General features: G+C 50.4%; 15 protein-coding genes. 9 read left to right on the forward strand and 6 right to left on the reverse strand.

What is annotated here, in order from left to right:
• Positions 1 to 292: 292 nt before the first annotated feature.
• The 3 genes from ACAW75_RS05620 to ACAW75_RS05630 all read right to left on the reverse strand — a co-directional run bounded on the left by ACAW75_RS05620 (position 293) and on the right by ACAW75_RS05630 (position 1,463).
• Entirely contained in the window at positions 293 to 490 is a 198-nt protein-coding gene (locus ACAW75_RS05620) for a hypothetical protein (RefSeq protein WP_370727706.1), read from the reverse strand.
• Positions 491 to 729: 239 nt separating this feature from the next.
• On the reverse strand, positions 730 to 876 hold the full coding sequence (locus ACAW75_RS05625; RefSeq protein WP_370727707.1) for a hypothetical protein: 147 nt from the start codon (positions 874 to 876) through the stop codon (positions 730 to 732).
• Positions 877 to 1,052: 176 nt separating this feature from the next.
• Positions 1,053 to 1,463: a DUF2147 domain-containing protein gene (locus ACAW75_RS05630; RefSeq protein ID WP_370727708.1), complete on the reverse strand. Its 411-nt coding sequence runs from the start codon at positions 1,461 to 1,463 to the stop codon at positions 1,053 to 1,055.
• Between the two features lie 784 nt (positions 1,464 to 2,247).
• On the opposite strand from ACAW75_RS05630, the gene ACAW75_RS05635 reads away from it, so the two are divergent.
• A complete protein-coding gene (locus tag ACAW75_RS05635) occupies positions 2,248 to 3,120 on the forward strand; it encodes a lysophospholipid acyltransferase family protein (protein WP_370727709.1) in 873 nt (290 codons plus the stop codon).
• Between the two features lie 87 nt (positions 3,121 to 3,207).
• Here ACAW75_RS05635 and ACAW75_RS05640 read toward each other — a convergent pair whose 3' ends face one another.
• Positions 3,208 to 3,954, reverse strand: a complete 747-nt coding sequence (locus ACAW75_RS05640) for an SDR family NAD(P)-dependent oxidoreductase (protein WP_370727710.1) — start codon at positions 3,952 to 3,954, stop codon at positions 3,208 to 3,210.
• An 85-nt stretch (positions 3,955 to 4,039) separates the two neighbouring features.
• On the opposite strand from ACAW75_RS05640, the gene ACAW75_RS05645 reads away from it, so the two are divergent.
• Positions 4,040 to 4,450, forward strand: coding sequence for a GNAT family N-acetyltransferase (locus ACAW75_RS05645; protein ID WP_370727711.1), 411 nt, complete (start codon positions 4,040 to 4,042; stop codon positions 4,448 to 4,450).
• Here ACAW75_RS05645 and pheA read toward each other — a convergent pair.
• Positions 4,432 to 5,505 (reverse strand): prephenate dehydratase, encoded by a 1,074-nt coding sequence (pheA, locus tag ACAW75_RS05650; protein WP_370727712.1) that lies wholly within the window; start codon positions 5,503 to 5,505, stop codon positions 4,432 to 4,434. The genes ACAW75_RS05645 and pheA overlap by 19 nt on opposite strands.
• A 111-nt stretch (positions 5,506 to 5,616) precedes the next feature.
• The gene (locus tag ACAW75_RS05655) at positions 5,617 to 7,509 is read right to left on the reverse strand and encodes a DNA topoisomerase IV subunit B (protein ID WP_370727713.1); all 1,893 of its coding nucleotides are present in this window, start codon (positions 7,507 to 7,509) and stop codon (positions 5,617 to 5,619) included.
• A gap of 525 nt (positions 7,510 to 8,034) precedes the next feature.
• Here ACAW75_RS05655 and ACAW75_RS05660 point away from each other — a divergent pair.
• The 7 genes from ACAW75_RS05660 to ACAW75_RS05690 all read left to right on the forward strand — a co-directional run bounded on the left by ACAW75_RS05660 (position 8,035) and on the right by ACAW75_RS05690 (position 17,769).
• Positions 8,035 to 10,467 (forward strand): SLBB domain-containing protein, encoded by a 2,433-nt coding sequence (locus tag ACAW75_RS05660; RefSeq protein ID WP_370727714.1) that lies wholly within the window; start codon positions 8,035 to 8,037, stop codon positions 10,465 to 10,467.
• A gap of 20 nt (positions 10,468 to 10,487) precedes the next feature.
• The gene (locus ACAW75_RS05665) at positions 10,488 to 11,600 is read left to right on the forward strand and encodes a GumC domain-containing protein (protein WP_370727715.1); all 1,113 of its coding nucleotides are present in this window, start codon (positions 10,488 to 10,490) and stop codon (positions 11,598 to 11,600) included.
• Complete coding sequence (locus tag ACAW75_RS05670) at positions 11,600 to 12,430, forward strand: ABC transporter permease (protein WP_370727716.1); 831 nt, start codon at positions 11,600 to 11,602, stop codon at positions 12,428 to 12,430. Before ACAW75_RS05665 ends, ACAW75_RS05670 begins: the two co-directional genes overlap by 1 nt.
• An 11-nt stretch (positions 12,431 to 12,441) precedes the next feature.
• Positions 12,442 to 13,701 carry an ABC transporter ATP-binding protein gene (locus ACAW75_RS05675; RefSeq protein ID WP_370727717.1) on the forward strand — a complete coding sequence of 420 codons (1,260 nt, stop codon included), beginning with the start codon at positions 12,442 to 12,444 and terminating at the stop codon, positions 13,699 to 13,701.
• 82 nt (positions 13,702 to 13,783) lie between these two features.
• Entirely contained in the window at positions 13,784 to 14,875 is a 1,092-nt protein-coding gene (locus ACAW75_RS05680) for a DegT/DnrJ/EryC1/StrS family aminotransferase (RefSeq protein WP_370727718.1), read from the forward strand.
• Positions 14,876 to 16,966, forward strand: coding sequence for a protein O-mannosyl-transferase family (locus ACAW75_RS05685; protein WP_370727719.1), 2,091 nt, complete (start codon positions 14,876 to 14,878; stop codon positions 16,964 to 16,966).
• Between the two features lie 62 nt (positions 16,967 to 17,028).
• The gene (locus ACAW75_RS05690) at positions 17,029 to 17,769 is read left to right on the forward strand and encodes a WbqC family protein (RefSeq protein ID WP_370727720.1); all 741 of its coding nucleotides are present in this window, start codon (positions 17,029 to 17,031) and stop codon (positions 17,767 to 17,769) included.
• Positions 17,770 to 17,840 lie beyond the last annotated feature (71 nt).

Below are 17,840 nucleotides of genomic sequence, written 5' to 3' on the forward strand. Positions count from 1 at the left end.
GATGCAGGTGCTTACACAAATATACGGTAGGGTGGTAGGTAGCGATGGGTGTAATGGCGCAAAACGGCAATGTCAATGCGTGAAATGAGTAAACGTTTGTATGAGGTAGCCGCCTATTAAGCACTTCGCTCAGAGTAAGTTCCTTATTTCAGTCTACTAAATTACTACCGGTTACATGACAAATCAGCATTAAAAATTTTAAATGTTCTACAGTACGCTCATTTTTTTGAACAATAGAGGACCGCTAAAATCGAGCTTCGTTTCCCGTTTTTCAGAAATTTCAGGTATTGGCTTACATGAAGGCCTGGTATTGAAGCGTTAGTTGCCCCAATCGGCCAATTGGCACAATTCGATGATGATCGAGCGCTACCTGATAATACGGCCTATTCTGATAATCGAGCGTTAACTTACTACTGTGCCCTTTTAGTAAGTAGTTTACCCCAACGCTATATACGCCCAGCGTGCTGACAACCCGTTGGTAGGTGGACATTTGTGCCTAAGCATAAGGCATCAAGGTACCATTACCAGCACCAAATAAACCCTGTTTCAATAGGTAACCCACCTGCAAATAGATCACATGACCCGTTCCGAACATTGGCAATGCGTTTTCCTGAGTACCACCAAGGCGTCCCCCTCCCGGAGCGGATGTATTAGCGATAGCTGAAGCGGAATTCATGATTCCATTAAAGCACAGATGATTTCTATCCTAGTCGGTATAAAAAAACCCAGCTATGCATGAATAGCTGTGCCCGTCGCGGTATTTAAAGGCATATCCAGCAATGAAGCAATGGCCCGTAGATTCATGGTCTGATACGTGGTATCAGTCGAGCCTGCTTCTTTTAACGGCATCGGGCAGGAGGGCAACGTATCTGTCATGACGGGCGTTGGCAAGGCGACGGCAGGGCGTAACCAGATACAGCCAGCCAACTCAACCCAACAGCAATAAGTGGTTTCATGGCTGGCCGCGGCGGTTCGAGCCCAAAATCACCTACCTATTGCCCGGTAACCGTTGAAAACCAGTTGAAGGAGGCTTACAAGCAGGTTATAGCAACCTAGTTGACCGGCTGCCGGGTCAGCACTAGCTCTTTGCTGATAAAGCGAACGCCCTTATAGACAGTGGCAACAAGCGTATTGGTATTGCTCAGCCGCATATCCACATCAAATTTAGAGCCTGACGATGGATGAATCATGGTTCCTCCCTTCCACTCATTATCGGCATAGGACAGATTCGTCAGTACAACCCGGTTGTTGATATCACCATAGCTCGTAGCGCAACTGGCGCTGATAGCGGCCATACGACCGAAATAGCGGCCGTTCTCCCGATATATTTCTATACAGGTCTGCTTCTTCGGGAAAAGCCAACGACCTACAATACGGTCTGCGCTGGCGTCAGTCGACTGGCCAGCAGTTGTAACAACTAAGCAAAGTAGCAGGCTGAGGCCGAGCTTGGTGACAAAAAGCATGAGAACGGGTTTGTTGTGTACTGCGACTGAAACAGCTAACGAAAATACATAGTTTCATTAAAATTATCACAAAGTCTATAATTATTATAGATTTAATCCCAAGCAGTAAATTGACACAAAAAAGCCGTCGGAGAAACTCCGCCGGCTTTCCGCTTCTATCCACACCATTACAGAGTAGGTACATCGCTGCACCTGACTCTGATGTTCAACCTTCCCTTTGTAAAGGATCTATATACATAATCGGCAACTGGAGTAAAATAAGTTACCTACTGTATGTCATATCAAAAACAACTACCCAAAAACCAGGCGGCTGGTGTGCAGCTCACTACAGATGAGGCCAGCCTTTTTAGTCTCCTAGTTTACTGGATTAACGCAGACTCACTTTAAAAATTGTTATGCTAACCAATCACTTTTTCAGAACAAATCAAAGTGAAGCAAAAAGTGGTAGAGTTCAAATTCAACCGAGTAAACGGTATGTATGTAGGTCGGTTAGCCACTTTCTTGGTATTACTGGCATGCATTGGTAAAAAAAGCTACTCAGGATACCTGAATAGCTTTCCGACTATATCCACACCATTTAAGGCTGGCTGACTTACACAGCGTGTAAACAGAAGCAACCTCAGCTTTTAAGAAAAGCAAGCAAAAGTATTTTGTACTCATGCAGTACTTGCCCATCAAAAATTAAATTGTAATTAAATTTTTTAATTCTTATCCAATGGCCATCCAAGCTGGAGTCGTCTTCCAGGTCATTCAGTAGCTTCTCTATCAGTTATCTTTGCGGCTTATGATGTTCCTGAATCTGGTAGCCCGCTTGCCATTCTTTTTCCTGTACGGTTTATCCGATCTACTATTCGTTTTGGTAGCTTACGTTATACGTTACCGGCGAGAGGTCGTTTTAGATAATCTCCGCCATGCATTTCCCGACGCATCGGAGGCCTATATACGTCAGCTCGCACGTGGTTTTTATCGGAACTTCTGCGACCTGATCGTAGAGACCATCAAACTCCCCCGAATGACTCCCGAAGAGATGCGGAAACGGGTGACCGTTGTTAATGGCGAACAAGTGCGGCAATACCTCAGCGAAGGCCAAACCTTACTAGGTGCGGCTGGTCACCAGTGCAACTGGGAATGGGTGCCGGCCGCTACGATTGCCAATGGCATTGCGGTTGATAGCGTGTATAAGCCATTACACAATTTGGCGTCTGAACGGGTGATGCAACAGATTCGAAGCACATTCGGAGCACATCTGATCCCGATGAACCGGTTACCCCGCGAGATGGTCAACCGGCGGGCTATGCCAAGAATTATTGCGCTGGTAGCCGATCAGATGCCAAACATTCCTGAAGCGGCCTACTGGACATCCTTTTTTAATCGCGATACGCCCTTTTTTCCCGGAACCGAACGGCTGGCGCGCAGCCAGCAATTGCCTGTATTCTACCTGGACCTGGTTCGGATCCGGCGCGGTTATTATACAGCTACGTTCATCTTGTTGGCAGCGCCGCCCTACACGAATTTACCTTACGGAACGATTCTGGAACGGTACCGCGACAAGCTGACCGACTCTATTTTAAAGCAGCCCTCAAACTGGCTTTGGTCGCATAAACGCTGGAAACATCAGCGGGAAAAATACCCCAAAATTCACACCAGATTCGAGTAAAAAATTAGGTACGTTGCCCGGCAACGTACCTGGAATAGACCCCAGATTCGGCCTGCAGGCAGTTTGCAGGCCACAAGCAACCCTTCTTTATTTCCGGTGAATGGTGGTAGCAGCAGCTTGAGCAGCAGCCAGAATAGTGATGTCGGCGATGGTTACGTGTGCAGGAGCTGATACAGCATAGGCAACCGTATCGGCGATATCAGCCGCCTGCAGGGCGTCGAAACCGGCATATACCTGGGCGGCCCGGGCCTTGTCGCCTTTGAAGCGAACGGTCGAAAAATCAGTTTCTACGGCGCCCGGGGCAATATTTGTCACTTTTATTCCATATTGAGTAAGGTCTAATCGCATACCGGTGCTGATGGCCTCAACTGCAGCTTTGCTGGCGCAATAAACAGCCCCGTTGGCGTACGTCTGCTTACCGGCTATACTGCTCATGTTCACAATATGCCCCCGTTGCCGGGCCACCATACCGGGAATAACTGCCTTTGAAACGTAAAGCAGCCCCTGCACATTTCCGTCAATCATGGCATCCCAATCGGCAGTGTCGCCTTCCTGGAAGGGGGCCATTCCGTAGGCATTACCGGCATTGTTTACCAGCACATCGATGGCCTGCCATGCGTCGGGTAAGAACCCGATGGCAGCCATGACCGACGCCTGGTCACGGACGTCGAACGTTACAGTATACACGTCGGTCTGCGGAGCAAGCTGTGCCGCTAGTTCGTCGAGTTTTTCCTGACGACGGCCACACAGAATGAGCCGGTAGTTAAGTTTGGCAAGTGCTTCGGCAGTGGCCCAGCCAATGCCCGAAGAGGCACCCGTGATCAGTGCAATCATGTTGACGAGTTAGTTTCCTGAAATATGAGCAGGCAAAAATGACCTGCTCGCTTCTATTTGCCTATAAATTTAACGTACCTGACCTATGACTAGCCATATTTGTTCAATTACAGCGGCTGATACGTACCCACTTCGCCATGCTGTGCTCTGGCCAGACAAACCGCTCGATTATGTACGGATCGACGAGGATGAGCGGGGACACCATTATGGCCTATACCTGAACACGGAGCTGGTGGCGGTTATCTCACTCTTCGTTGACGGCTCATCGGCGCGTTTCCGCAAGTTTGCCACCCGGCCCGATCAGCAAAATAAAGGGCTGGGTACGTTGCTGCTCCACCATGTTTTCAGCGAAGCGAAACGGCTGGGGGCGGCTACTATCTGTTGTGATGCCCGACTCAGCGCCGCCGCCTTTTACCAACGTTTCGGGATGCAGCCTACTGGCGCTATTTTCTATAAAGGCGACATTGCCTACCAGCGCTACGCTACCCGAACATAGCTTCCGAGGCATTTGAGGTCGGCGGCGTGGTTGGTCAGAATTTCTTTGAGGGCGGGTTCCTGGGCGTGCCCTTCACATTCCAGCAAAAACCAGTACTGAAAGGTTGCTCCGTTACGCAGTGGTCGGCTTTCGATCTTGGTAATGTTGATGCTACGCTCGTTGAACTCCTGCAAGAAAGTGGCCAGAACACCCGGTTTCATTGTTTCGGGGAGGCGGGCGATAAGCGTTGTCTTATCCTGTCCGCTTGGCTGATTCTGAAAATTTTTGGCCAGGACCAGGAAGCGGGTCCGATTCAGGTCACTGTCTTCGATGTTATCGAATAACACCGGAACACCAAACAGCTTAGCCGCAATGTGCGAGCAGATGGCCGCGGAGTTGGGTTGCTGCGCGGCCAGCTTAGCCGCTTTCGACGTCGACTCGACCGGAACAAATTCTACTTTCAGCCCATCGAAGGTATCCTGCAAAAATTTACTGCACTGCCGGAAAGCAATGTCTTTCGAGTAAATATATTTGAGTTGCGCGAGGTCTTCCGTTTGCGTGGCAAAGGTAAAATGCACCGGAATCTGCGCTTCGGCGGCAATACTGATCTCCCGCTCATTTAATAGGTCGATGGTTTCATTGACCACCCCTTCCTGATTGTTTTCAATAGGTACCACGCCAAACCGTGCCCGACCAGTTTCTACACTTTCGAACACTGACCGAATGGTGGGCAAGGCGGTGTAGGCGCTCAAAGCACCAAACCGGCTCTCGGCGCACTGATGAGTGAAACTTCCTTCAGGGCCCAGATAAGCCACCCGCTCGGGCAACTCCATATTACGGGCTACGGCAAACACTTCCAGAAAAATAGCCTCAATGGCCAGGTCATTCAACGGTCCCCTATTCTGCGTTACCAGCCGATCAATGATCTGCCGTTCGCGTTCAGGCCGGTAGATAATGGAATTCGTAGAGCGTTTTAGTTCACCAACATGCCGCACCAGCTCCATTCGCTGATTCAATAAAGCCAGCACCTGGTCGTCGAGGGCATCAATGTTAGTACGGAGTGATTCGAGGGTCATAAAAAAAGTCGTAAGTCGGCGCGTCGTCAGTCGTAAGGTCAACTACCTACTTGTAACGATTGGCAAACTTACGACTTACGACTGACGACTGATGACTTGTACGCCTAAAACTTAGACCAGCGCTACATCCTCAACGTCTTTCTCAACACGCAGGTTGTCGATTATAAAGCGCTGACGGTCAGGGGTATTCTTACCCATATAATAACTCAATAGCTTGGGCACTGACGCATCTTTTTCCATGATAACCGGCTCTAGCCGCATGTCTTCCCCGATAAAGAGGCCAAACTCGTCAGGAGAGATTTCGCCCAGGCCCTTGAAGCGGGTAATCTCAACTTTCTTTCCTCCTTTCGTCAACTTATTTGTTGCATTCTGCTTTTCTTCTTCCGAGTAGCAGTAAACGGTCTCCTTGTGGTTTTTAGGGTTACGTACCCGGAACAGTGGGGTTTCCAGGATATACAAGTGGCCATTGCGAACCAGATCCGGGAAGAATTGCAGGAAAAAGGTCAGCATGAGCAGGCGAATATGCATACCATCTACGTCGGCATCGGTGGCAATCACGATACGATTATACCGAAGCGTTTCGAGCCCTTCTTCTATATCCAGCGCATGTTGAAGCAGGTTAAACTCCTCGTTCTCATACACTACTTTTTTAGTCAGGCCGAAACAATTGAGTGGTTTACCACGCAGACTAAAGACGGCCTGTGTCTGCACATTTCGGCTTTTGGTAATCGAACCGCTGGCGGAGTCCCCCTCCGTGATAAACAAGGTAGTGTTCAACCGCTCTTCGGCTTTAGGATCAGACATATGTATGCGGCAGTCGCGCAGCTTTTTATTATGCAGACTGGCCTTTTTAGCCCGCTCATTGGCCAGTTTCTTAATGCCCGCCAGTTCTTTCCGCTCCCGTTCCGACTGCTCAATCCGGCGTTTCAGGGCATCCTTTACCCCCGCGTTCATGTGCAGAAAGTTATCCAGCCGTTCTTTCAGGAAATCCATGACAAACGAACGTACCGAAGGGGCACTCTCGTCGGGGGCCATGTTTAAAGACCCGAGCTTTGTTTTCGTTTGTGACTCAAACACCGGTTCCTGCACCCGAACACTTACGGCCGCCACAATACTGGCCCGAATGTCAGACGCGTCATAATCTTTACCAAAGTGGTCACGAATCGTTTTGACAAAGGCCTCTTTCAGGGCATTCTGGTGCGTGCCCCCCTGGGTTGTATACTGTCCGTTCACGAAAGAGTGGTATTCTTCGCCATACTGACTACCGTGACTTAAGGCTACCTCAATATCATTCCCTTTCAAATGAATGATGGGGTACCGAAGATCATCTTCTTTATGCTTGCTCCGGAGCAGATCGAGCAACCCATTCTGCGAAACGAACTTCTGTCCGTTGAAATTCATGATCAGCCCCGCATTCAGGTAGCAGTAATTCCAGAGCATATCAGAGACGAACTGCCCCCGATAGTGGTAGTTTTTGAAAACGGTATCGTCGGGTTCAAAAACAGAAAGCGTTCCGTTTCGCTGATTGGTCTCTTCCTCGCCCTGCCGCACCAGCACGCCCCGCTCAAACTCGGCCCAAACGGTTTTCCCTTCCCGGAATGACTGAATGCGGAAATAACTCGATAGGGCGTTGACGGCTTTCGTTCCTACACCATTCAGGCCAACCGATTTCTGGAAAGCTCCCGAATCGTACTTACCGCCCGTGTTGATTTTCGACACTACCTCAACGACCTTCCCGAGCGGAATACCCCGGCCGTAGTCACGCACTTCAATGCGGTGGTCGGTCACTTTAATGTCAATGACCTTACCGTTTCCCATCACGTGTTCGTCGATGGAATTGTCGATGGTTTCTTTCAAAAGCACATAGATCCCATCGTCGGCGGCGGCTCCGTCGCCTAATTTACCAATGTACATACCCGGACGTAGCCGGATATGTTCCCGCCAATCAAGTGAGCGGATACTGTCTTCGTTGTACTGTACGGTGGACTGAGTTTGTTCTGCCATAAAAGACGAAATCGGGGGTGTGCTGCAAAAAACGGCCTATATACCCAATCAATAGGATCTATAGAAAATTAGAAAAATTATAACCAAACCATAAGCATGGTCTGTACATCCACTTGCTAGAAAACTATTTAGAATCCGGCAAAAGTTCGTTTACTTTGCCCGCTGATTGTGCTGAAATATCATAAAAACAAGAAACGTCGTTAACTAATTACCATCCAGCTAACCCCGTAACGATGGGGTTGACATCTTAAAAATATGCAAAAATTGCCCAAATTCCAACATTCCCGGGTTTCTTTATTTGCCAGCCTTACCGACCAATCTCTTCGTTCTTCAACTCGCACAATCGCACTCCTCGGGTTATTTTTCGGAACGGTCGCCAGCACATCAGCCCAGATTACGCCATCTGCCGGTAGCAGTGCCCCAACTACCACCGGCCGCCCGGGAGCGGCTACGCCCTCCAGCTCACAAGGGACTATCCAGGTACCAGCTGGCGTTCTACCACCTGGCACCACATTGCCAAATGGCATGCGGGTAAATTCGAACGGTCAAATTCAAACAGGTGGCCAAACGCCAGGCCGTACTACCCAGCAGGGACGTACCTCGCAACAGGGAGCTAATGTGAATCCGAACGCTACACCAGGCACGGGCACTACAGGCCGCCAGCAAAACGGGGCTGTACAGAATGGACAAACAGGACAGCCTGGCCAGAATGGGCAGACTGGCCAGAACGGCCAAGCGACCCTTGATGCCAATGGTAACCCGGTTGAAGGCGACGTTCCGCTGAATGCCAACGAACAAGCCAACGAAAGCACTAAAGATCAGTTATCGGATCGGGAAATTACGCGGCGAAAACTGTTTGGCTACGAGATCTTCAATAATCCGGCTTTAGCCACTACGTTTCAGCCGAATCTGAACATTGCCACGCCAGTCAACTATGTGCTTGGTACGGGCGACCAGCTCGACATCAACATTTACGGCTATTCGCAGGACGCCATCAAGCAAACCATCACGCCAGAGGGTAACATTTACCTGCCTTCAGGTATCGGACCGGTTCATGTATCTGGTTTAAGTATTGAATCAGCCAAAGCCCGGATCACCGAGCGGCTGGCTAAGATATACGTAGGGCTGAAAAATAGCAGCTATGGTCCCAAGAACACCTATATCGAAGTGACGCTGGGAAACATCCGCAGCATTCGGGTATCGGTATTAGGGGAAGCTGTTAAACCAGGTACGTATAGCGTCTCGTCGCTCTCATCGGCTATGAACGTAATCTATGCGTCGGGCGGTCCCAGCGACCTTGGTTCGTTCCGTAATGTACAGCTCATCCGCAATAACAAAGTCATTGCTACCATTGACTTGTATGACCTGCTGCTGCTGGGCGTGTTGCGCAACAATGTTCGGCTACAAGACAACGACAACATTCGGATTCCCGGTTTTATATCGCACGTTGAGTTGCAGGGAAATACTCGTCGAAACAACATTTTCGAAATGTTACCTGGCGAGACCATCGACCGTTTGTTATTCTATGCTGGTGGTTTCACGGCCAATGCCTATAAAAGCCGGCTGAAGGTGACCCGGTTAACAAACCGTGAACTGAAAGTAATTGACGTGCTGGCCGATCAATACAAGACGTTTGCCCTGCAAGATGGTGACCTCGTTGCGGCAGAAGCCGTGCTGAACCGATACGAAAATCAGGTGACTATTGCCGGGGCGATCTATCGCCCAGGTATTTATTCACTCGACCAGAACAAAACGCTTAAGGAGCTGATAGCCAGTGCAGACGGCCCCCGTGGTGAAGCCCTGATGGGCCGGGTAAATATTCAACGTACCCGCGAAGACATGACCACCGAGAACATTACGGTAGACCTGACTAAGATTCTGAATGGAACACAGCCAGACCTACCACTACAGCGGGAAGACCTGATCACGTTGCCTTCGAAATTTGAACTGGCCGAGTTTGGCGATATTTTGATCGAAGGCGAGGTGAACCGGCCCGGCTCCATCGGGTACGTGTCTAACATGACGCTTGAAGATGCCCTGGTTAAAGTGGGTGGCCTACGCGAATCAGCAGCATTGGCGCAGGTTGAAGTGATCCGTCGGAAGAAAGACGTTGATCCTAAATCGACTTCGGGTCAGATTGCGGAAGTGCTTAAGTTTAGTGTAGATCGCAGTCTCGAGTTGAGTAACGAGAGTAAATTTTATCTCCAGCCCTACGACCAGGTGGTGGTGCGCCGGTCGCCCAACTATCAGGTACAGACGTATGCCCGGGTAGAAGGTGAAGTGATCATTCCGGGTCTGTATCCAATTCAGACTAAAGACCAGAAACTATCTGATATGGTTGCTTTAGCCGGCGGCCTTACTCCTCAGGCTTACGTAAAAGGCGCTACGCTGGTTCGCCGCGTAAAACTCAGCCCTGAAGAACTGGCTCAGCGCCAGAAGTCAGTAACCGAGCTGTCTGACGATAACCGAAAAACAGATGTTCAGGTCGAAGAAATTGTTTCTGACAAGGAAGAATCGATTGGTATCAACCTGGAGCGGATTATGGAACGCCCCGGCTCGTCGGAAGATATTTTGGTCCAGGAGAATGATGTGCTTCGGATACCAAAGAGGCTGGAGACCGTTCGAATCCAGGGCGAGGTATTGTTACCAACAACCGTGAAGTACCGCAACAACCAAACCTTTCAGGATTATATCTCACAGGCAGGAGGTTTCACGGAACGCTCACAACGTAAACGGGCCTTCGTTGTGTACGCCAATGGCTCCGTTGACCGGACACGCCGCTTTATGTTCTTCAACGTCTATCCTCGCATTGAACCCGGTGCAGAAGTAATTATTCCTGTTCAGAAGACAAACCCATTAACTCCGCAACAGGTGATTGGCACCGTGAGTGGCATTGCCAGTGGCTTGCTCGGCTTAATCTCAACGCTACTCGCTATATCGGTAATCTCAGGTCGGTAAGTAAGCAAACAACCTAACGTATGAACACGCCGAATCAGGTTAATACACCAGTCGTGTCGACTAACCTTCCGCCCGATCAGCTTTCACCCAAAGAAGTGATTGCCCGGGCTAAAAACTTCCAGCATGTAATCAAGCGAAACTGGCTGGTATTGCTTGGCATGATAGCAATCAGTGGCGTTATCGGCTATATTATAGATGCTACATCCAAAAAGAAGACGCTGTATTCTGCCAAGATCGTCTTCAACCTGGGCGGTGGCAACGGGGGTAATCAAATGGCTGACTTAGGAGCCCTGGCCAGTGCTTTCGGCCTTGGTCAGGCTGCACCAGAAGCGAACATTTTCACCGGCGACAACTTCATGCTGTATACGAAGTCGCGGCCTGTACTCGAAAAGACGCTCATGAAGACGGTAGTCATCAATGATACGTCTTTCCTGCTGGTCAACTATTACATGATGCACAGTGGCATTCGAAACACCGAATGGGAAGAGAGTGACGATCTGCACGATTTCACGTTTAAGGAAGCCAAACAGCGGGAGAAGTTTTCCAAACTAGAAATTGCCGCCATGGCTGATATCGAGTCGCGGCTGGCCGATGAGATCTCCATTAAGGGAGTAGACCGTAAGTCGTCGTTTATGTCCTTGATTGCCGAGATGGAAAATCCAGAGTTGGCAAAAGCGTTTGTTGAAAATCACATTGTAACTGTCGAAGATGATTACAAGTCGAAACAAACCAGAAAAACGCGGGACATGCTCACCTTACTGGAGCACCGGGTTGATTCGCTCTACAGAAAGCTAAGTGGCACAGAAGATAAATTAGCCAGTTACTTAAACCAGAACCAGCAGGTCGTTGTTGCCGAGGGACAATTGAAGGAAAGCCGTCTAAACCGGAGTTCAACCTTCCTGACACAACAGTATTACGGAGCTGTGACGAGTCTAGACAACCTGCGCCTCTCCTTAATCCGGGAACAGCCGCTGTTTACCATCATTGAGCCAGTCATGTTACCGCTCTTCAGAACCGTACCTGCCAAAATTGCCATGCAGGCAGGGTTGGCAATCGGATTGGTGCTTGGCATCGTTGTCGTTTTCATTCGGGAAACGCTGCGTAATATGGCGAGGAACAAAGAAGTCAGCTAATGAAGACCCACGAAGTTATTATTCAGGCGGGCCGACCAGAACGTTATTACTGGCGCGACTTGTGGCAAAGCCGGGAGTTGCTATACATTCTGTCGGTCCGCGATATTTCTGTTCGGTACAAACAAACGGCCTTGGGTGCATCGTGGAGCCTGATTCGGCCGTTGGCCACCATGCTGGTGATGGCATTCGTCTTCAGCGTGGTGGCGAAACTCCGCCCAGATCCCGGTGTACCTTATGCCCTGATGGTGCTGGCTGGTATTACTATCTGGACGTTCTTCTCCAATGCGTTTACACAAATCAGTTCGAGCATAACGACCAATGCTAACCTGGTAACCAAGGTTTATTTCCCCCGGTTACTAATGCCATTGAGTGCGGTTGCTGTTAGCCTGGTCGACTTTTTAATTGCGCTGGTTCTGTTTGTCATTATAGCAGTGTGGTACCAGTTTATACCAGACTGGCATATTCTGTTGATGCCACTCTTTGTGGCTTTAGCCCTGCTAGCCGCTTTTGCTTTCGGGCTGTTTTTTGCGGTCATCAATGTACGGTTCCGCGATGTGGCACAGCTAATTCCCTTTTTGGTGCAGGTCGGTTTTTACGCCTGTCCTATTGCCTACAGCAGTGCACAGGTGTCAGGTACGTGGTATGAGAAATATTACATTATGAACCCTATGGTCGGCATTATCGACGGTTTCCGATGGTCGTTGCTGGGGGGTAAAACGCACCTTAATCCGCAGAGTTTAGTATATTCGGTAGTCATTAGCCTAGTCTGCCTCAGTCTGTCGATTGTTTTTTTCCGAAAGCGGGAAAGTAGCTTTGTCGACGACATTTAACTGTCCGCCTCATGTCCGTTATCACGGTAGAAAACATAAGTAAACACTACATCATTGACCACAAGCGCGGCAAGGGTACGAACAGCCTGCGGGATGCCATAACCGGTACAGTAAAAGGCTGGTTTGGTGGACCTGATAATTCCGACGAGGTAACGCACGAAGAGTTTTGGGCCTTACGGGATGTGAATTTTTCCGTTGAGCAAGGCGATCGGGTCGGCATCGTTGGGCATAACGGAGCCGGAAAGTCTACCCTGCTCAAAATTTTAAGTAAAATCATTGAGCCCACCAGCGGTTCGGTTCGTATCAAAGGGCGTGTGGCCAGCCTGCTCGAAGTTGGCACAGGCTTTCACCCAGAACTGACAGGCCGGGAAAACATCTACCTAAACGGCTCGCTGCTGGGTATGCGGCGCGACGAAATCCGCAAAGCGTTTGATGAGATCGTCTCCTTTGCGGGCGTTGAACGTTTCCTGGATACGCCCGTCAAGCGCTATTCGTCTGGTATGTATGTCCGGCTTGGGTTTGCCATTTCGGCGCACCTGAATCCAGAGATCATGATCGTGGATGAAGTGCTGGCCGTTGGTGACGCCGATTTTCAGAAAAAGAGCCTCGGCAAAATGCGCGACAATTCGGCTAGCGGGCGTACCATCCTGTTTGTCAGCCACAACCTGACTGCCGTACAGGCACTATGCAACAAGACACTGTATTTTGAAAAAGGGCAGTTGATCGAGCAGGGCGAAACCAATCAGGTAGTGGCGTCGTACCTGAGCAAGGTGTCACGTACCAGACTCCGCCGGGAATGGGCCACGCCCGATGAAGCCCCGGGCAATGATTTGGTTAGAGTGCGTCGTATGGAACTGCTTCCAGACTATCCGGCAGGAACCACCCACATTGACGTGCGAACGCCAATGCGCGTTCAGTTTGAGTTCTGGACTATGATGGACCGGGCAAATCTGAACTTGAGTCTTCACCTATATTCCTTAACGGGTGAATGTATTTTCAACGTAGGTAGCGAATCGACCACCTACGGAAAAGGCCTGGTCCAGGGAGAATGTATCATTCCGGGTTATTTCCTCAATGATGGTACATACACCATATCGGTTATGATTGTGAAGGATACGGTAACTCCCCTGTACAACATGGAAGAAGGAATCACTTTCGATGTGGAAGACTTCCGTGAAGGGGTGGCCTGGTATGGCAAATGGCCTGGGTACGTTCGTCCTCAGTTCCCATTCCGCGTGCAGGCTCTGGAACCGATCATTGATATACGGTAAGTATTTTCCGCGGATTGCACTGTAATTTTGGCGACGATACAAGGTTGTTTAACGATGACCTGTTCGTAACCGCCCACTGCACATGATCAACGTCACCAAATCATACCTACCTGACCTTGCCGAATATACTCGCTTGCTAGAGGGAGTTTGGGAGCGAGTTCATCTAACAAACAACGGTCCATTGGTACGTCGGTTAGAAGCCGAAATGCAGGCGTATCTGGGTACCCGGCATCTACAGTATTGTACCAACGGAACCATCGTACTTCAGTTGGCCCTGAAAGCGCTGAATATCACGAAGGAGGTAATTACTACACCGTTCTCCTACTGCGCTACTACTAATGTGCTTCTGTGGGAGGGATGCACACCTGTTTTCGCTGACATTCGGGCCGATGATTTCTGCATCGATGCCGACCTGATCGAGCCGCTCATTACCGAAAATACGCAGGCGATTCTGGCCACGCATGTCTATGGAAATGCCTGCCGGATCGAGCAAATTGAGGCGTTGGCCACTAAATACAACCTTAAAGTTATATATGACGGCGCTCATGCGTTCGGTGCCGAGTATAAGGGTCGTGCGGTTCTCGACTATGGTGATGTGAGCACGTGCAGTTTTCACGCGACAAAAGTTTTCCATACCGTTGAAGGCGGCTGCCTGATCACACCAGATGACGAGTTGGCGAAAAAAATGCAGCACTTCGGTACCTTTGGCCATCATGGTGACGACTATTACAGTATGGGCATCAATGCCAAAGCCTCTGAATTTCATGCGGCAATGGGCCTATGTGTGCTGCCTAAAGTAGACGAGTTGATCGGTGCCCGGCAAACCATTTCAGAACAGTATAACAGCCGCCTCGATTTTACCCGAATTAGCCGTCCGGTACTGGCGCCGGGCATGACACGCTACAACTACGCCTATTACCCGGTGGTGCTGGCCTCTGAACAGGTATTGCATCATGTTGTCGACGCGCTGGCCATTGAAGGTATTGTCCCGCGCCGTTATTTCTACCCGTCGCTGAACACGCTTCCCTTCGTGAAACAGGCCCAGTCGTGCCCTGTTTCAGAAGATATTGCCAGCCGGGTACTGAGCCTGCCATTATATCCGGGTTTAGCCGAAGCCGATGTAGACCGCATTTGTCAGGTTGTAAATGAGGCCATCATGGCCGAGGCGGTATAAATGATCGTCTTTCTACTGCTTTTTGTTGGGTACGTTGGCTGGCTCGCTGCCCGCGTAGCCCGCCCTTCGCTGGTTGAATGGCTGCTTGTATCGTTTCTGCTCTATGCCAGTAGCGTCATTCTCACGGGCTTTGTCCTGTCGGCGCTGTACCAGACCAATCATGAGTGGGTATGGGCATTTTCTGTTTTCATTACCGCTTCGCTGCTTGGTTTCAGCCTACGGGCATTAGCCGGAAAGCCACTCCCTATGGCGCCCTTGTTGCTCATTGGGCAACGGTGGACATTGACACAGCGCTGGTTTAACGGGTTGCCCCCCTATGCCAAAATGCTGTTTTCGGTCCTGTTTCTGACACTGCTTGTGCTCAGCGTGACAAACCTGGCTATCGTGTTGTTCACGGTACCGAATGAGTGGGACAGCATGACCGGACACCTCAACCGGATTGTGCAGTATATGCAGCGGGGAACTATGCGCCATTTTGGTGGTACCAACTGGAACATTGATACATATCCCAAAAGCGTGTGCACCCTCCAGATCTATGGTTACCTGATGACCGGGCGGTTTGAAAACGGGTTCAAAATTATCCATCACCTCGCCTACTGGACCACCATTGTGGCCGTATTTGGCATCGTTCAACGGATTGGGCAGGTACAGGCACGCAGTGCTGTCACTACGCTGTCGGCCAGTTTTCTGGCCGCTTTATGCATGAGCCTGTTACCCGATTTTCTGATGCAGGCCGTTACGACCGAAACCGACATTGTGCTCACAGCTTACCTGAGCGTCTTGCTGTATATGCTGTTTGCCTACCGGGCATCGGAACGTTCAGGCCAGCATCCTGCCCGCGACAATCGGTACCTCTGGCTGGCTGGCATAGCCTTTGGCGTAGCCTACGGCCATAAAGTCACGTTTACGCTGCTCTTGCCATCGGTATTTGTCGTCATGATTTACACCGTATTCTGGTCTGATTCGCTGGCAACGACAGCTGCGCGCACTGGTAGGTTAGCGGCCGCCATGGCCATCGGTGTCTGTCTATGGATGCTGCCGACGGGGTATCTGAAAAACGTGGAAGTGTTTGGTCATCCCATCGGCCCGCCCACCGCCCTGCGTCACCAGTCGGTAGAACGGGCAGGATCGCTTCGAAATTTGGTTGAACAAGGGTCACGAAATGTGATTCGGTATACCTACGATCACATCAATCTCGATGGGCTGCGCAATACCGCCACTGGTGAACAGCTAAACCGGGCCATGCGCAAACCTGTTATCTGGCTGGAGGATAAGCTGCATATGCGCCTCGACGAGGAGACTGACTTCTCGATTGTTCCGTTTACGTTCCAGCGCAAATTTGTCTTTTACAATGCGAACCCATACTGGGGCATCATTGGCTTCGGGCTGATTATTCCGCTGCTCCTCCTGACACTGCTGTTCGTGGTTCGTTCCACGCCGCATGTGTACCTGGGCATTGCCGTTCTGCTCCATCTGCTCGCCCTCTCCTATTCGGCTCCTTATGATCCGTTCAAGGGGCGCTATTTTACAGAAACGGGGCTATTTGGCATCCTTTTCCTGGCGTTGCTTTTTCTGAATCCCCGCTTAAATCTGGCCCTGCCGGGTAAACCGCTGCTGAAAGGCTACGTGGCCCTGGTACTGACAGGCGGCGCGCTTTCGGCGTTTGGCTGTGTCTTCCTGAACATTCGTGCGTTGCCTTTCGCCTGGACAACCCCCGATGGCACTCGGTTTCCCTCCATCTTCGACGCTGACCGCATCCGGGCCATGACCTTCGGAAGGCCCGACACGTACCTGCCCTACAAACGGTTCGATGAGCTGGTCCCCGACTCGGCAACGGTCGCTTTGGGCACCATCAATGATGATTACGAGTACCCACTTTATGGAGCGCACCTTAGTCGCCGGCTGATACCGATCAATCCATTTGAAAAGGGTGTTCAGCCGATTCCGAAAGAAGCCACGTACCTGTTTTTCTCGAAAAACGTGATTCATCCCCGTCCAGGTGATATCAGACTGGGTACCGACACCGCCGCCGCACATTCACCATACGTAGTAGTGCCCGGCGAAGATTATTACCTTCGTAAGCTTAAATAACGGTTGGTACCTGTTCCGGTGCTCAGGTACGTTCCAGGCACCAGTTCGTTTCTACCTCTCCTATGACCCTCGCCATCATGCAGCCTTATGTGCTGCCCTACATCGGGTACATACAATTGATGCATAGCGTTGATACGTTTGTGTTCTACGACGACGTGGCGTTCATTAACCGGGGCTGGGTCAACCGGAACCGCCTACTGGTTCATGGTAAAGAGTATCTGTTCACGATTCCCCTGAAAGAAGCGAGCCAGAATAAATTGATCCGGGAGATTGAACTGGCCAGCGACCCCAAGTGGCGCGGTAAACTGCTGAAAACCATCGAACAAAGCTACCGGAAGGCACCGCAATACACTACCGTGATGCCCATGACAGAGCGTATTGTCAACTTCCAGGCGGGGACGCAATCCAGCGTTTCGGTTGCCGATTATATCTTCCATAGTTTTACTGAATTGACGGCGCACCTGGGCATTACCACCCGTTTGGTAGCTTCCTCGACTATTTACGAAAACAGCCACCTGAAAGCGCAGGAACGAATTGTCGATATTTGTCGGCAGGAAGGTGCCGATCGGTACATCAATCCGATTGGTGGTACTGAACTGTATAACCAGTCGGCCTTTGACCCGATCGGTTGTGAGCTTCGGTTTATTCAACCGCACCGGATAACGTACCCACAAACGGGCGGCACAGCGTTTGTTCCGTGGCTGTCTATCCTGGACCTGCTTATGAACCTGGAGGCCGAAGCGATTCGCCCACTATTATCTAAGTTTGACCTTATTTCAAAGAATGAGAGAGAGAACGAGTGAACGAGCGGCCCGGCGACAAGTTGCTTACGCCGGGCCGCTCGTTCACTCGTTCTCTCTCTCATTCTTTCACT

Origin of the sequence: Fibrella arboris, from assembly GCF_041321095.1 — a bacterium.
In the GTDB taxonomy this organism is placed as follows: Bacteria; Bacteroidota; Bacteroidia; order Cytophagales; family Spirosomataceae; genus Fibrella; species Fibrella arboris.

Coding starts and splice junctions, on each gene's coding strand:
- ACAW75_RS05620 (WP_370727706.1), bottom strand. CDS start 490: ATGTCCACCTACCAACGGGTTGTCAGCACGCTGGGCGTATATAGCGTT.
- ACAW75_RS05625 (WP_370727707.1), bottom strand. CDS start 876: ATGACAGATACGTTGCCCTCCTGCCCGATGCCGTTAAAAGAAGCAGGC.
- ACAW75_RS05630 (WP_370727708.1), bottom strand. CDS start 1,463: ATGCTTTTTGTCACCAAGCTCGGCCTCAGCCTGCTACTTTGCTTAGTT.
- ACAW75_RS05635 (WP_370727709.1), top strand. CDS start 2,248: ATGATGTTCCTGAATCTGGTAGCCCGCTTGCCATTCTTTTTCCTGTAC.
- ACAW75_RS05640 (WP_370727710.1), bottom strand. CDS start 3,954: ATGATTGCACTGATCACGGGTGCCTCTTCGGGCATTGGCTGGGCCACT.
- ACAW75_RS05645 (WP_370727711.1), top strand. CDS start 4,040: ATGACTAGCCATATTTGTTCAATTACAGCGGCTGATACGTACCCACTT.
- pheA (WP_370727712.1), bottom strand. CDS start 5,505: ATGACCCTCGAATCACTCCGTACTAACATTGATGCCCTCGACGACCAG.
- ACAW75_RS05655 (WP_370727713.1), bottom strand. CDS start 7,509: ATGGCAGAACAAACTCAGTCCACCGTACAGTACAACGAAGACAGTATC.
- ACAW75_RS05660 (WP_370727714.1), top strand. CDS start 8,035: ATGCGGGTAAATTCGAACGGTCAAATTCAAACAGGTGGCCAAACGCCA.
- ACAW75_RS05665 (WP_370727715.1), top strand. CDS start 10,488: ATGAACACGCCGAATCAGGTTAATACACCAGTCGTGTCGACTAACCTT.
- ACAW75_RS05670 (WP_370727716.1), top strand. CDS start 11,600: ATGAAGACCCACGAAGTTATTATTCAGGCGGGCCGACCAGAACGTTAT.
- ACAW75_RS05675 (WP_370727717.1), top strand. CDS start 12,442: ATGTCCGTTATCACGGTAGAAAACATAAGTAAACACTACATCATTGAC.
- ACAW75_RS05680 (WP_370727718.1), top strand. CDS start 13,784: ATGATCAACGTCACCAAATCATACCTACCTGACCTTGCCGAATATACT.
- ACAW75_RS05685 (WP_370727719.1), top strand. CDS start 14,876: ATGATCGTCTTTCTACTGCTTTTTGTTGGGTACGTTGGCTGGCTCGCT.
- ACAW75_RS05690 (WP_370727720.1), top strand. CDS start 17,029: ATGACCCTCGCCATCATGCAGCCTTATGTGCTGCCCTACATCGGGTAC.